The sequence below is a fragment of the Streptomyces sp. NPDC087845 genome (assembly GCF_044742755.1).
GTDB lineage: Bacteria > Actinomycetota > Actinomycetes > Streptomycetales > Streptomycetaceae > Streptomyces.
On record NZ_JBIUVC010000008.1, the window covers coordinates 324,787 to 337,174 of the forward strand.

Annotated in this window: 11 protein-coding genes; 7 read left to right on the forward strand and 4 right to left on the reverse strand. The window is 71.4% G+C overall.

What is annotated here, in order from left to right:
- Positions 1 to 185 precede the first annotated feature (185 nt).
- On the reverse strand, positions 186 to 827 hold the full coding sequence (locus ACIOMQ_RS22385; RefSeq protein WP_401265298.1) for an RraA family protein: 642 nt from the start codon (positions 825 to 827) through the stop codon (positions 186 to 188).
- A 116-nt stretch (positions 828 to 943) separates the two neighbouring features.
- Here ACIOMQ_RS22385 and ACIOMQ_RS22390 point away from each other — a divergent pair, with 116 nt between their 5' ends.
- Positions 944 to 1,159 (forward strand): hypothetical protein, encoded by a 216-nt coding sequence (locus ACIOMQ_RS22390; protein WP_402189982.1) that lies wholly within the window; start codon positions 944 to 946, stop codon positions 1,157 to 1,159.
- On the opposite strand, the gene ACIOMQ_RS22395 is transcribed toward ACIOMQ_RS22390, so the two are convergent.
- A complete protein-coding gene (locus tag ACIOMQ_RS22395; protein ID WP_402189984.1) occupies positions 1,108 to 1,809 on the reverse strand; it encodes a hypothetical protein in 702 nt (233 codons plus the stop codon). The genes ACIOMQ_RS22390 and ACIOMQ_RS22395 overlap by 52 nt on opposite strands.
- Positions 1,806 to 2,552 (reverse strand): 2OG-Fe(II) oxygenase, encoded by a 747-nt coding sequence (locus ACIOMQ_RS22400; RefSeq protein ID WP_402189986.1) that lies wholly within the window; start codon positions 2,550 to 2,552, stop codon positions 1,806 to 1,808. The genes ACIOMQ_RS22395 and ACIOMQ_RS22400 overlap by 4 nt, the downstream gene beginning before the upstream one ends.
- 988 nt (positions 2,553 to 3,540) lie before the next feature.
- On the opposite strand from ACIOMQ_RS22400, the gene ACIOMQ_RS22405 reads away from it, so the two are divergent.
- Positions 3,541 to 4,656, forward strand: a complete 1,116-nt coding sequence (locus tag ACIOMQ_RS22405) for an AI-2E family transporter (protein WP_402189989.1) — start codon at positions 3,541 to 3,543, stop codon at positions 4,654 to 4,656.
- Between the two features lie 126 nt (positions 4,657 to 4,782).
- Here the strand turns inward: ACIOMQ_RS22405 and ACIOMQ_RS22410 are convergent, their stop codons facing one another.
- Positions 4,783 to 6,906 carry a glycogen debranching N-terminal domain-containing protein gene (locus ACIOMQ_RS22410; RefSeq protein ID WP_362206481.1) on the reverse strand — a complete coding sequence of 708 codons (2,124 nt, stop codon included), beginning with the start codon at positions 6,904 to 6,906 and terminating at the stop codon, positions 4,783 to 4,785.
- Between the two features lie 125 nt (positions 6,907 to 7,031).
- On the opposite strand from ACIOMQ_RS22410, the gene ACIOMQ_RS22415 reads away from it, so the two are divergent.
- The 5 genes from ACIOMQ_RS22415 (at position 7,032) to ACIOMQ_RS22435 (ending at position 12,370) form a co-directional block, all read left to right on the forward strand.
- Positions 7,032 to 8,072, forward strand: a complete 1,041-nt coding sequence (locus ACIOMQ_RS22415) for a LacI family DNA-binding transcriptional regulator (RefSeq protein WP_362206482.1) — start codon at positions 7,032 to 7,034, stop codon at positions 8,070 to 8,072.
- A 118-nt stretch (positions 8,073 to 8,190) separates the two neighbouring features.
- On the forward strand, positions 8,191 to 9,435 hold the full coding sequence (locus ACIOMQ_RS22420) for an extracellular solute-binding protein (protein WP_362206483.1): 1,245 nt from the start codon (positions 8,191 to 8,193) through the stop codon (positions 9,433 to 9,435).
- A 6-nt stretch (positions 9,436 to 9,441) separates the two neighbouring features.
- Complete coding sequence (locus tag ACIOMQ_RS22425) at positions 9,442 to 10,587, forward strand: sugar ABC transporter permease (protein WP_362206484.1); 1,146 nt, start codon at positions 9,442 to 9,444, stop codon at positions 10,585 to 10,587.
- Positions 10,584 to 11,522, forward strand: coding sequence for a carbohydrate ABC transporter permease (locus ACIOMQ_RS22430; RefSeq protein ID WP_402189991.1), 939 nt, complete (start codon positions 10,584 to 10,586; stop codon positions 11,520 to 11,522). Before ACIOMQ_RS22425 ends, ACIOMQ_RS22430 begins: the two co-directional genes overlap by 4 nt.
- Before the next feature lie 227 nt (positions 11,523 to 11,749).
- Complete coding sequence (locus tag ACIOMQ_RS22435) at positions 11,750 to 12,370, forward strand: L-threonylcarbamoyladenylate synthase (RefSeq protein ID WP_362206486.1); 621 nt, start codon at positions 11,750 to 11,752, stop codon at positions 12,368 to 12,370.
- Positions 12,371 to 12,388: the final 18 nt, after the last annotated feature.

The window sequence follows — 12,388 nt, forward strand, 5'->3', positions numbered from 1 at the left end:
CGCGCTGGGGGACCCCCTCGGGCTGCCCCCGTTGTGGGTGCCCCCCCCCTGGTCCCCCGGGGGGGGCCCCCGCCCCCCCCCCGGGTGGCCCGGGGGGGGGGCGGGGGGGGGGGCCCCCCCCCCCGCCACGTCCTGGACGACACCCGGAGAACGGGCCGGCCGCCGGTGAACCCGCCGGGCGCGGACTACTCCTCGATGGCCCCGCCGGTCCGCCGCAGGTGCTGCCGGAAGGTGTACGAGGGATCGGCCGAGCGCCGTGCCAGGTAGTCGTCGAAGGACGTCTGGTCGCGCAGTGTCTCACCCGCCCTGATCCTGCGGGCCTGCTCGCGCTCGGTCTGCCGGATCGCGTGCGCGGTCGTCAGCACTTCCTCGGCGCGTTCGGCCGGGACGAACAGCACGCCGTCCTCGTCGCCGAGGACGAGGTCCTCCCCGCTCACCAGGTGCGGGCCGAAGTGTGCCGTGGTCAGGGCCTCGGGCTCCCGCTCGTCCAACCGGACCGGGCCGAGCGGGTGGTTGCCGTAGCTGAACACGGGAAGGCCGATCTCCACCAGTTCCGGCGTGTCCCGGTGCAGCCCCCACACCACCAGGGCTGCCACGCCCGCCGCCTCGGCCTCAAGTACCGCCAGGTCACCGATGCATGCCTCGTCCGACCGGCCGCCGTTGTCGATGACCAGCACGTCACCCTGCTGGGCCCTGCCGAACGCCTCCAGGAATACGTCCACGCTGCCGTAGTGCCGCACCGGTAGTGCCCGGCCCGCGATCCGGTGGCCGGGAATCAAGGCGCCGACGATGCGGGCGGCGTCCGTATCGCCGAACTCCCGGCGCATCCTTTCTTTCTGGCCACCCTCTTCCAGCCCGAACTGCCGGGTGACGGCACCCGGCCCCACCCCCTGATCACCGGGCTGGCCGAAGCCGCCGTCCGGCACGCGAAGAGTGCGCTCTGATGGGGGCCCGGGACGACACCCCTCGGGGCCCGATGGCTCGGGTGAAGGCCGTGGTGGCCGCCTATGTGCGCGCCTGCACGGTCCCCGACGCCCACGCCACCAGCCCCCTCGCTCCCCTGCCGTGCGCCGCACTGGCCGCCTTCCGCACCGACGTGCCGGGAACCTACCCGGGCACCCCGGAGCGCTGTGCGGACGTCACGTCCACCGGCGCGTAGCGAGTGGTCCAACCGCGGCGCAGGTCCCAGGTACCACCGTCGGCGAAGGCGCCGCGCAGGCCGTGGACCGTGTCGGCACCGGCGAGTTCGACGAGCCGCGGGGCCGAGAGCGAGGCGAAACCGAAGGTGCGGGCCGGATCCCAGTCGGTGGAGTGGCGCAGCCGCCGGACGAGCTGGGCCGTTCCGAGCGGCGCGGCGGCCAGCACCCACGCGTCCGGGGCCTGGGCGGTCAGCCGCCGGGCGGGGCGGAGCCACGAGGCGGCGTCCTCGGGCCAGTCGACGACGGCGAGCACGTCCCGGTGCAGGGAGCCCCATGCGCGCACGAACGCCTGCGCGGCGGTACGGGAGTCGGCGTCGCGCCCGTGCCCGACGGCGACGGACCGGATGCGCGAGCGCGGCGCGGTCAGCAGTCCGATGAGCGCGGCCAGTTCCGCTTCGGTGTGAGCAACGGGCCCGGGGTTGTCGACGACGGGGGTGCGGAGCCTGGGCGAGCCGCTGCGCGCGGCGCCTTCGACCGGGCTCCGGGCGTCTTCGGCCGGGCTCATGGGGGTGTCCCCCGGGCTCTGCTTCCGCTTCTCCTTCCAGGGGGCGTACGTGTCCGGCAGGCACACCGCGCACGGCCGGTGTCCGGCCCCGCTGCTGCCGTTCATGCGGCGTCGTGGAAGACGAGGCCGAGGGTGCGGCGCCGACCGGAACGGACGGTGCTGACACCGTGCCGCATGGGCGCGGTCGACCAGCCGCGCCTGGAGGCCACGGGGCGGTCACGGGTGGTGAAGACCAGCCCGTGTCCCCGGAGGAGGGTGGTGGCCGTTCCCCGGGACTGGGCGCGGGGGCGCTGCTCGGTCATGAGGAACTCACCACCTGTGTAGTCGGTACCCGGCGTATCGAGTCCGATGACGACCTGGAGCGGGAAGAGCATGTCGCCGAAGACGTCCCGGTGCAGGGCGTTCCAGTCTCCGGTACCGTAACGCAGCAGGATCTGGGCGGACTTGGACTGCCCGGCCTCGTGGCACATGCCGAGCCACTCCTCCAGCCCGTCCGGCCACGGAGCGGGCCGCCCCAGCCGGGCGGCCCAGTCGCGGGCGATCGGCAGCAGGTGCGGGTAGAACGCTGCCCTCAACTCCCGGACCGTTTCGGGCAGATCATGGGTGAAATAGCGGTACTGGCCGGAGCCGAAGCGGTGGCGGGCCATGTCGACGGTGGCGCGGAAGCGTTCGGTCTCGTCGTACAGAACGGCGATCGCGCGGCACTGGTCGGGAGTGAGCAGCTGTCCCGTCAGCGCGCTGCCGTGCGCGTCGACTTCGTCGGCGAGTGCGGTCCAGTCGGTGGTGTCGACCCGGCCGGTCGGGGTTCCGGTCGGGGTTCCGGTCGGGTGTGGCGTGGTGTCGGTCACGGGTCTGGTTCCTCAGTACGCGGTCGGTGGGAGGCCGGGCGGCTGCCCGGCCGACGCCCCGGATGCCGTCTTGGGAGGCGCCTTCGTGGAGCAGCGGCCGCCGCGTGCGCCCCATCCCTCCGGCGCGGCCGGCCGGGGAACCGTCCGCGCCACTCACCCGGTGGAAGGGCCGGATGATCGTCAGGGGGTTCGCGCACTTCTCGCCGACGTGCGGCAGTCCACCCGGCGGGGCGTCCGTGGACGTGCAGAGGATCATCGGGCATTCCTTCCGGGGGTTATCGATCCATGGACGAGTCTGCGGCGTCCGGCCAGGTTCGTCCGGCGGATTTCGGACGGCGCGTCCGGACCGGACGGCATGGTCGGGCAGCCCGAGGGCACGCGGGCAGGAGGACATGGGCCCCACCTGCACGCACGCGGCGTTCGAGGACGATCCGTTCTCGGGGGTTCATGTCGAAGGGTTCCTCGTCGGAGCGTCTTGACCGTGCCGCCGTCGACGACGTGGTCCGCGCCGGTGGTGTTCCCGGCCGTTGCCGTGGGCGGGAGCGTGATCGGGAGCACCGCTTCCCGCGGCTCGGTTTTCCGTCCGGTGTGGTGCCCAAGCCCCCGGGATCTGCCGGAGGAATCCCGTGTGCTCGGCTCCGGCGTCGTCCGCGACCCTGCGGCCGAATCCGTTGGGGCTTGCCGGAGGGCGGTGCGGACCGCGCCGGGCGAAACGGCGCCGGCGGGCGTGCCCCCCACCGGATTTCCGGCACGTCCCGCGCCGCATCCGCGGGGGCACGTCCCGGAGCGTCGAGTGACCCGTGACTCCGCCCGTGGGGTGACATCCCGCGCATGTCGCCGTGCCGCCCCGGAACGACGCGGCCCCTCCTGGTACCAGCAGGGAATGCCCAGGCCATCGCATCCACAGCCCGACAACACGGACCCCGGCGTACCGTCCGGAGGACGACGGCACCGGATCCGCGCCGCGTCACGCCGGGCGCTGCGCGGCGTGCCCCGCCCCGCAGCCCGGAACACGGGTGCGCGGTACGCGACGCCCGGCCCTCGGGTCGAGCCGCGCGTGAACGCCGCGCTCAGGACGGCCGCCGCCTACGCCTGGCGAATCCTCGTCGTGGGAGCCGTCGTGTACGCGGTCTTCTCGGTGCTGGGGCGGTTCCACGAGGTGGCGGCAGCCGTTTTCCTCGGCCTGGTCGTCACCGCGGTGCTGCGCCCGGTCGCCGACCTCCTGGCTCGCCGGATGCCGCGACCGCTCGCCGTCGCCATGGCACTGCTCGGCAGCATCGTCCTCGTCCTCGGCGTGCTGAGCCTCGTCGGCGAGGCGGTCGCCGGGGAGCGCGCCGGACTGGAGCGGGAGTTCAGCGACGGACTCGGCAGGATCGAGCACTGGTTGGAGGGGCCGCCGTTCCGGCTGAACCGGGGAACGCTCGACGACCTCCAGTCCCGTGTCGGACAGTTCCTGTCCGGCCATCGCTCCGCTCTCATCAGCACAGCCGTCAGTGGTCTGGGCCGGCTGGTGGAGTTGGTGACGGTCTTCGCTCTCGCGTTGTTCTGCTCGGTCTTCTTCATCCACTCGGGCGGTCGGCAGTGGGACTGGTTCTGCGACCAGCTTCCGGAGACGGCCCGGGCCGGTGTGGTGATCGCAGGCCGGGCGGCGTGGCGGACGTTCACCGGGTACACCCACGGCATCATCCTGGTGGCGGCGACCAACGCCGTACTCGTGGGACTGGCCCTGTTCGTCCTCGGAGTGCCGCTGGCGCTTCCCCTGGCGCTGCTGGAATTCTTCGCCGCCTTCATTCCGCTGGTCGGCTCGCCGATCGCCCTCTCGGTCGCCGCCGTGGTGGCTCTGGCCTCGAAGGGCCCGGTCGTGGCGGTCGTCGTCATCGCGCTGATCGTGGTGATCGGCCAGATCGAGGGACACCTCCTGCACCCGATCGTGATGAGCTGGGCGGTCCGCCTGCACCCGGTCGTGGTCGCACTCGCGGTGATCGGCGGCGCCATCGCGGCGGGGGTGCTGGGCGCGGTGGTGGCCGTACCGCTCGTATCAGTCGTCTGGTCGGTCCGTCAGGCCCTGCGCCGGGCACGCGAGTCGGCGTGCTCGCAGGCGTGAGCAGTGCGCGAGGGCGGCGCGCGCCGAGGTGGCAGCGCGGCACCGGATCCGCGGGCCGTCCGGTCCGAGGCAGGACCTCGCCCCGCACCGCGGGGTCGTGCCTCGGACCGGGCGCGTCGGACCGCGTCAGCGGGGCGTCATGTGCTGCCTCCTCACCACCAGGCCCTTCGGCGCCTCCACATGCGCCGTTCCGTCGGCGTCGACGGAGATGTCCAGTCGTCCGCCCGCGATGTCGAGCCCCTCGACCTTCAGCGGGCGGTAGGCCTCCGCGAACCCGGGCGCGACCGTGAGCGTTCCACCGGGGACATCGGCGGAGAGACCCAGCACCGACTGGAGGACCATGACGGACGAGGCCGCTGCCCATGCCTGGGGGCGGCAGGACGCGGGATAGGGCGCGGGCCGGGCGTCGGTCGCCGCTCCGTGACCGGCGAACAGTTCGGGAAGCCGCGCGTCGAAGGCCGCCGACGCGGTCAGCAGCCCCTCGGACAGGGACGCGGCCGCCTCCGGGAAACCGGCCCTGACCAGGCCGTGCACGGCGATGGCCGTGTCGTGCGGCCAGATGGAGCCGATGTGGTAGCCGTACGGGTTGTAGGCCACGGAGTCGCTGCTCAGGGTCCGCAGACCATGGCCCGAGTCGAGGTCGGGCGCGCTGAGCCTGGCGGCCAGCAGGGCGCTCTCCTCCTGGTTGAGCAGGCCCGTTCCCAGCAGGTGTCCGAAGCCCGAAGTGACCGAGTCCACCGGCCTCTTCTCCCCGTCGAGCGCCACGGCCGGGTACGGTCCCCGCTCGTCCTCCACCCAGAAGTGGCTGCGGAAACGGTCACGCAGCCGTTCGGCCCACTCCTCCCACCGGTCGGCGCCGGGCCGGCCGAAGGCGCGCAGCAGGGCCGCGCCGCCCCGCGCCGCCTCGTAGGCGTACGCCTGGACCTCGCAGAGTGCGATCGGGGATGTGGCGAGGCGTCCGTCGCGATAGCGGATGGAGTCGCCCGAGTCCTTCCAGCCCTGGTTGGCCAGGCCCCGGCCGGTGTGGTCGATGTACTTCAGAAAGCCGTCCCCGCCCGCGTCGCCGTGGTCGCGCATCCAGGCGAGGGCGGACTCCGCGTGCGGCAGGAGCTGTTCGACCTGGTCGGGTGCGAGGCCCCAGCGCCAGGAGTCGTGCAGCAGGGTGATCCAGAGGGGCGTGGCGTCGACCGTGCCGTAGTAGCAGGGCGGCAGGGAGAAGTTCTCGTTGAAGTTCTGGGTGGCGCGGCGCACTTCGTGCAGGATCTTGCCCGGCTGCTCCTCGGTGTCCTGGTCGGACTTCGTGCCCTGCCTGCGGGCCAGGGTGCGCAGCGTACCGGCGGCGAGACCGGTGCCCAGCGGCAGCAGCATCCGGGCCGCCCACAGGGAGTCGCGGCCGAAGAGGGTGAGGAACCAGGGGGCCCCGGCGGCAAGGAACTGGTCGGCGGGGTTCTCCGGGTCGGTCAGCCGCAGCCGGTCGAGGTCCGCGGCCGACTGGCTCAGCCAGTGGTCGAAGCGCCGGTCGGCGCTGCGCAGTCGCGGCGTGCTCCAGGGCAGGCTGCCGGCCGGGGGCGCGGGGAACTGGTCGCCGTCCTGGTGTGCCGCCTCGCAGTGCAGTACGGCGGTCCATGACGAGCCGGGGCCGAGTTCGACCTCGTACTCCAGCCGTCCGGTGGCCGGGTCGACCGCGGCGGGCTGCGGGGAGCTCGTGAGGCGCACGGCGATGCCGTCCCGTGACCAGTCGAGTCCGCCCCCGGCGGCGGTGGCGGTGACCGGGCTCCGCGCGTGTCCGGACTTGACGCGCTCGATCGGGGCGAGGTCCGTCCCGGCGGTGACGATCAGCCGGACCCGGACGTGCCGGCGCCCGGCGTTGCCGACTTCGAGGGTCTCCTCCAGGTGTCCGGGTGTGACGCGGCGACGCCGGTGCAGGGTGACGGCCGGGTCGGGCGTCTCCTCGCCCAGCCCGCGCAGCACACTGCGGAAGGCCGCTCGGTCCGCTCCCTCAAGGGCTCCGCGCACCGGGGCGAGCACGATTCCGTCCGCCGCGACGGTCAGCCGGGACAGTGCCCTGCTGTCGCCGTGGTAGAAGCCGTCGGCGTCGCCGTCGATCTGGCCGTCCGCGTGCGAGATGGCGAAGCTCGGGGCGTACAGCGTCACACATGCGTCGTGCAGGAACGGCTGGAGGCCTTCGACCGACGGACCGGCCCCCGTCTCGGAGTTTGTTATGTCGTGGGTCTTGACAGTGGTGTCCAAAAGAGCAGAACCTCTCAGGCATTGGAGCGTTCCAAGAACCCTAACGACGACCTCAGGGCGTTGACAACGCTTTTGGAACGCTCCAATGAACTCACCCGTTCGCACAACCGGTTCCGGAGACGCTCATGCCCCGCTCCCCCAACAGCCCCGCGCCCAAGGCCGCTTCGGTAACCCTGGCCACGGTCGCACGGCGGGCCGGAGTCTCTCCGCAGACGGTGTCGAACGCACTCAATTCGCCCGAACTGCTGCGTCCGGAGACCCTGGACCGGGTCCTGCGCACCATCGACGAGCTGGGCTACCGCCCGCACCGAGCGGCGCAGACCCTGCGCACCCGCTCCAGCAAGCTCATCGGGTACGGCATCCGGCCCACCGCCCCCGGCACCTCGGCACCGGTCATGGACCGGTTTCTGCACGCCCTGTCCCAGACCGCCGACGAGGCCGGCTACCGGATCCTGCTCTTCGCCTCACCTCCGGGCAGCGCCGGCCTCGACGGGTACGAGGAGCTCCTCGACCTGCACAACGTGGACGGTTTCGTGCTGAGCGGCACCGAACGCGGCGACCAGCGCCAGGCCTGGCTGGAGAAGCGCGGTGTGCCGTTCGTGGGCTTCGGCCGGATGTGGTCCGGCCGGCAGATCGGCGACTGGGTGGATGTCGACGGCGCCTCGGGCACGGACGCCGCGGTCGAGCATCTGGTGGGTCTGGGGCATCGCAGGATCGCGTTCCTCGGCTGGCCGCGCGGCTCCGGGGTCGGCGACGACCGCGCAACGGGATGGCAGCGCGCCATGGGGCGGCACGGCCTTCCGGTGCGCGGCAGGCGGGCGCGGAGCGTCGACGACATCGCCTCGGCGCAGGCCGCTGCCGGTCCGTTGCTCGACGGAGGTGCCACGGCCGTGATCGCCGCGAGCGACATGCTCGCGCTCGGCTGCTACCAGGCCCTGCGGGAGCGACGAGCCGTGCCGGGCGCGGACATCGCGGTCGTCGGCTTCGACGACTCCCCCACGGCGGCGCTCCTGTCCCCCGGACTGTCCACCGTCGCCCAGCCGCTGGAGGCCGTCGGCCGCGAGTGCGTCCGGCTTCTGCTGGCCCGTATGTCGGGACCCGGCGCCCCACCCGAGCGCGTCCTGCTCGAACCGTCCCTCGTCGTGCGCGACAGCACATCCGCGTAGGGCCCCCGAACCACCCCCACGCCCGTTCACGGGCCGCCGGCCCGTCCGCGGGCCGGCGATTCACCCCACGCCCCTTCCGGGCAACCGAGCCGCAAGTCCTATCCCCCTGGAGGAATTCATGGCAACCCGTACGGCCGTCGCAGCCCTCGCCACCTGCGCGGCGCTCCTGGCCGCCACCGGCTGCTCGTCCAGCTTCGGCAGCGACAAGGAGCCGGAGCAGGACAAGGCCGCCAAGCAGAAACTGACGGTACTGATCGCCACCTCGGGGGACGCCGAGACCCGGGCGGTCAAGGCCGCCGCCGCCGCGTACGCGAAGAAGTCGGGCAACTCGGTCTCGGTCGAGATCGCCAAGGACATGAACCAGCAGCTTGCCCAGTCCTTCGCCGGGCACAAGCCGCCGGACGTCTTCTACGTCAACTCCGACCAGTTCGCGAACTACGCGAAGGGCGGCTCGCTCTACCCGTACGGGGACCGGATATCCGACGCCGGCGACTTCTCCGCGCAGCTGCGCACCTCGTTCTCGTACGACGGGAAGCTGGTCTGCCTGCCGAAGGACACCTCGACCCTCGCTCTCGCCATCAACACCGACCTGTGGAAGAAGGCCGGGCTGACGGAGAAGGACTACCCCAAGAGCTGGGAGGAGCTGAGGACCGTCGCGGACAAGCTCACCCGCAACGGCGTCACCGGTCTGGTCACCAGCGACGAGTACCAGCGGCTCGGCGTCTTCATGAAGCAGGCGGGCGGCTGGCTCACCGACCCGGACCAGAAGAAGATGACCGCCGGCACCCCGGAGAACGCCAAGGGGCTCGGCTTCGTCCAGTCCCTGCTCAAGTCCGGCTCGATGAAGTTCGCCAAGCAGGTGGACACCAGCTGGGGCGGTGAGGCGCTCGGCAAGGGCAAGGCCGCCATGACCATCGAGGGCAACTGGCTCGAGGGCGGCATGAAGCTCGACTACCCCGATGTGAAGTACGCCGTCGCACCACTGCCCGAAGGACCGGCCGGGAAGGGCACCCTCGCCTTCAGCAACTGCTGGGGCGTCGCCGCCGACAGCGCGCACCGCGAGGCGGGCGTCGACCTCGTGAAGTACTTGACGTCTGCCAAGCAGCAGCTCGCCTTCGCCGACGCTTTCGGTGTCATGCCGTCGCGGACGAGCGCGCTCAAGACGTACGCCGAGAAGGTGCCGGCCGCCAAGGCCTGGGTGGACGGCAGCACCTATGCGCAGGGCCCGGTGACGATCGCCGGCTTCGACAAGGTCCTGAGCCAGTTCAACACCGATCTGCAGTCACTGCGCACCGCCGACCCGAAGAAGATCCTCGCCGACCTTCAGCGCAACGGCGAACAGGCGATCGCGAAGGGCAACTGAGCCCCCATGCCCATCCGCACGATCCGCGCGAGCGGAACCCGATCGACCGGCTCGCCCGGCGCACCTGACAGCGCACCCGGCGAAACCGGCACGCCCGCGAAGGCCCGCGCCCGGCGCGCGGGCCTTCGCGGGGAGGGCGCCTGGGGCTGGCTGTTCGTCAGCCCCATGGTGCTCGTCCTCGGCCTGTTCATGGTGCTTCCCATCCTGATGGCGCTGTGGGTGAGCCTGCTGCACTGGGACGGGCAGTCCAATCCGTTCTCCGGCCAGGCCGATTTCGTCGGCCTGGACAACTACCGGGCGCTCCTGACGCAGGACGGCCTCGACCGCACGCTCTTCGCGACGTCCCTGCGCAACAACGCCTACTACGTCCTGCTGACCGTTCCCCTCCAGACCGGGCTGGCACTGGGTCTGGCCCTGATCGTCAACCAGAGACTCCTGCGGGGGCGCGGCGCGCTCCGTACGACGTTCTTCTTCCCGTCGGTCACCAGCTCCATCGCCGTCTCCACGGTCTTCCTCTTCCTCTTCCAGGGCAGCGGAGCCGTCAACTCCCTGCTGTCCTGGATCGGGGTCAAGGGACCGAACTGGTTCGCCGATCCCCGCGGGGTGCTCTCCCTGGTCCTGGGCGGGCTGGGAATCGTCGATCCCGATCGGCCCACCGGGTTGCTGGCCGAACACTCCACGCTGGGGCTGTCGTGGTTCGAGTGGCTCTCGGGTCCCTCGGTCGCGATGTGCACGCTCATCCTCCTCGCCGTGTGGACCACCTCCGGCAGTTTCATGCTGATCTTCCTCGCGGCGCTTCAGAACATCCCGCGGGAGCTGGAGGAGTCGGCAGCCATGGAAGGGGTCGACCGCCGCCAGATGCTGTGGCATGTGACGCTGCCCGCGCTGCGTCCCGTGCTGTTCCTGGTACTGACGCTCGGGCTGATCTCCACCTGGCAGGTCTTCGACCAGGTGTATGTGATGGGCCAGGGCGCTCCGGGCAACACGACGCTCACGCCCGCCTTCCTGTCGTACTCCGCGGGCTTCGACAACGCGGACTTCGGGCAGGGCGCGGCGATCGCCTTCATCCTGCTCGCCCTGATCCTCGTCCTGACCTCGTTCCAGCGCTGGGCGCTGCGGGAGCGTGACGTACGCACCGGGAGGAACCGATGACCGCCACTGGCACGGCCGTACGCGAACGGGCTCGGCGTTCCACGGGCCGTCGCGCCCCGCACGACCGGGGACGTCCCGTCCTGAGCCGTTTCCGCCTGCCGTGGCGGCTGCTGGGGTATGCCGCGTTGCTGGGGCTGGGGCTGCTCTATCTGCTCCCGTTCGTCCTCCAGTTAGTGACGGGCTTCAAGACGGATCCGGACGCCGCCGCGCATCCGCTGGCCCTGCTGCCCACCGCGCCGACCACGGCCGCATACCAGCGGCTGCTCGGCCTGAGCCAGGCCGCCGACGGGGTGCCCTTCCTCCGCTGGCTGGGCAATTCGGCGCTGGTGGCGGTGCTGGTGACGGCGGGCCGGGTGCTGTTCGACTCCATGGCCGGATACGCGCTGGCGCGGCTGCGCTTCCGGGGCCGCTCGGTGCTGTTCGGCTTTGTGCTCGCGGTGATGGCGGTGCCCGGTGTGGCCCTGCTCATCCCGAAGTTCCTGGTGCTGAACACCTTCGGGCTCTTCGACACGTACACCGGCATGATCCTCCCGTTGCTGGTGGACGCGGCGGGCATCTTCATCATGAAGCAGTTCTTCGAGTCGGTGCCCCGCGAGGTCGAGGAGGCCGCGCGGGTCGACGGGGCGGGAGTGTTCCGGATCTTCTGGTCCGTCGTCCTGCCGATGGCCAGACCGGCGTTGATCACGCTGACGGTCCTCTCGTTCCAGGGGTCGTGGAACGAGTTCACGCACTTCCTCGTCAGCACGCAGTCCGGCCGGTACGAGACCCTCACCACGGGCCTGGCCCGCTTCGTCTCGGGCGGACTGGGCGGCGGAACGCAGTATCCGCTGAAGCTCGCGGCGGCTCTGCTGTCCACCATTCCGGTGGCCGCGCTGTTCTTCTGCTTCCAGCGCTACTTCGTGAGCGACGCCAACGCGGGCGCGGTCAAGGAGTGAGCCGCGGCCGGACCGGTCCCCGCCGCTCCGGGTGCGATGTCGTTGATCGCCTAAGGGCTGTCCCGTAGTCCCTGGCGGGCGTGCGACGACGGCTACGGCACCTCGCCGCGTTGCCGGAACGCCCGAATGCATCCAGCATTCGGGCGTCCCTCCGCCTTGCGATGCACCGCATCCGACGCCGCACGCCGATCCACCAGGGACTACGGGACAGCCCTTAGACTCGGCGGATGGCGAAGTATTTCGACGTGCACCCCGAAAACCCTCAGCAGCGCACCATCCACACCGTGGCCGACAGCATCCGGTCCGGCGCGCTCGTCGCGTACCCGACCGACTCCTGTTACGCGCTGGGGTGCCAGCTGGGCAGCCGTGACGGCATCAACCGGATCCGGTCGATCCGGAACCTGGACGACCGTCACCACTTCACCCTTGTGTGCCAGAACTTCGCGCAGCTGGGTCAGTTCGTGCACATCGACAACGATGTGTTCCGCGCGATCAAGGCAGCGACGCCCGGCAGCTACACCTTCATCCTCCCGGCGACGAAGGAGGTGCCGCGTCAGCTGCTGCACCCGAAGAAGAAAACGGTCGGCGTGCGGATCCCCGACCATGTCGTCGCTCAGGCTCTGCTCGCCGACCTCGGTGAGCCGCTGCTCTCCAGCACCTTGCTCCTGCCCGACGAGGACGAGCCGCTGACCCAGGGCTGGGAGATCAAGGAACGGCTCGACCATGTGGTGGATGCCGTGGTCGACTCGGGCGACTGCGGCACCGAGCCGACCACGGTCATCGACTTCTCCGGCGGCGATCCGGAGATCGTGCGCCGCGGGGCGGGCGACACCGCACGGTTCGAGTAGCCCGCACCGGCGTTCACA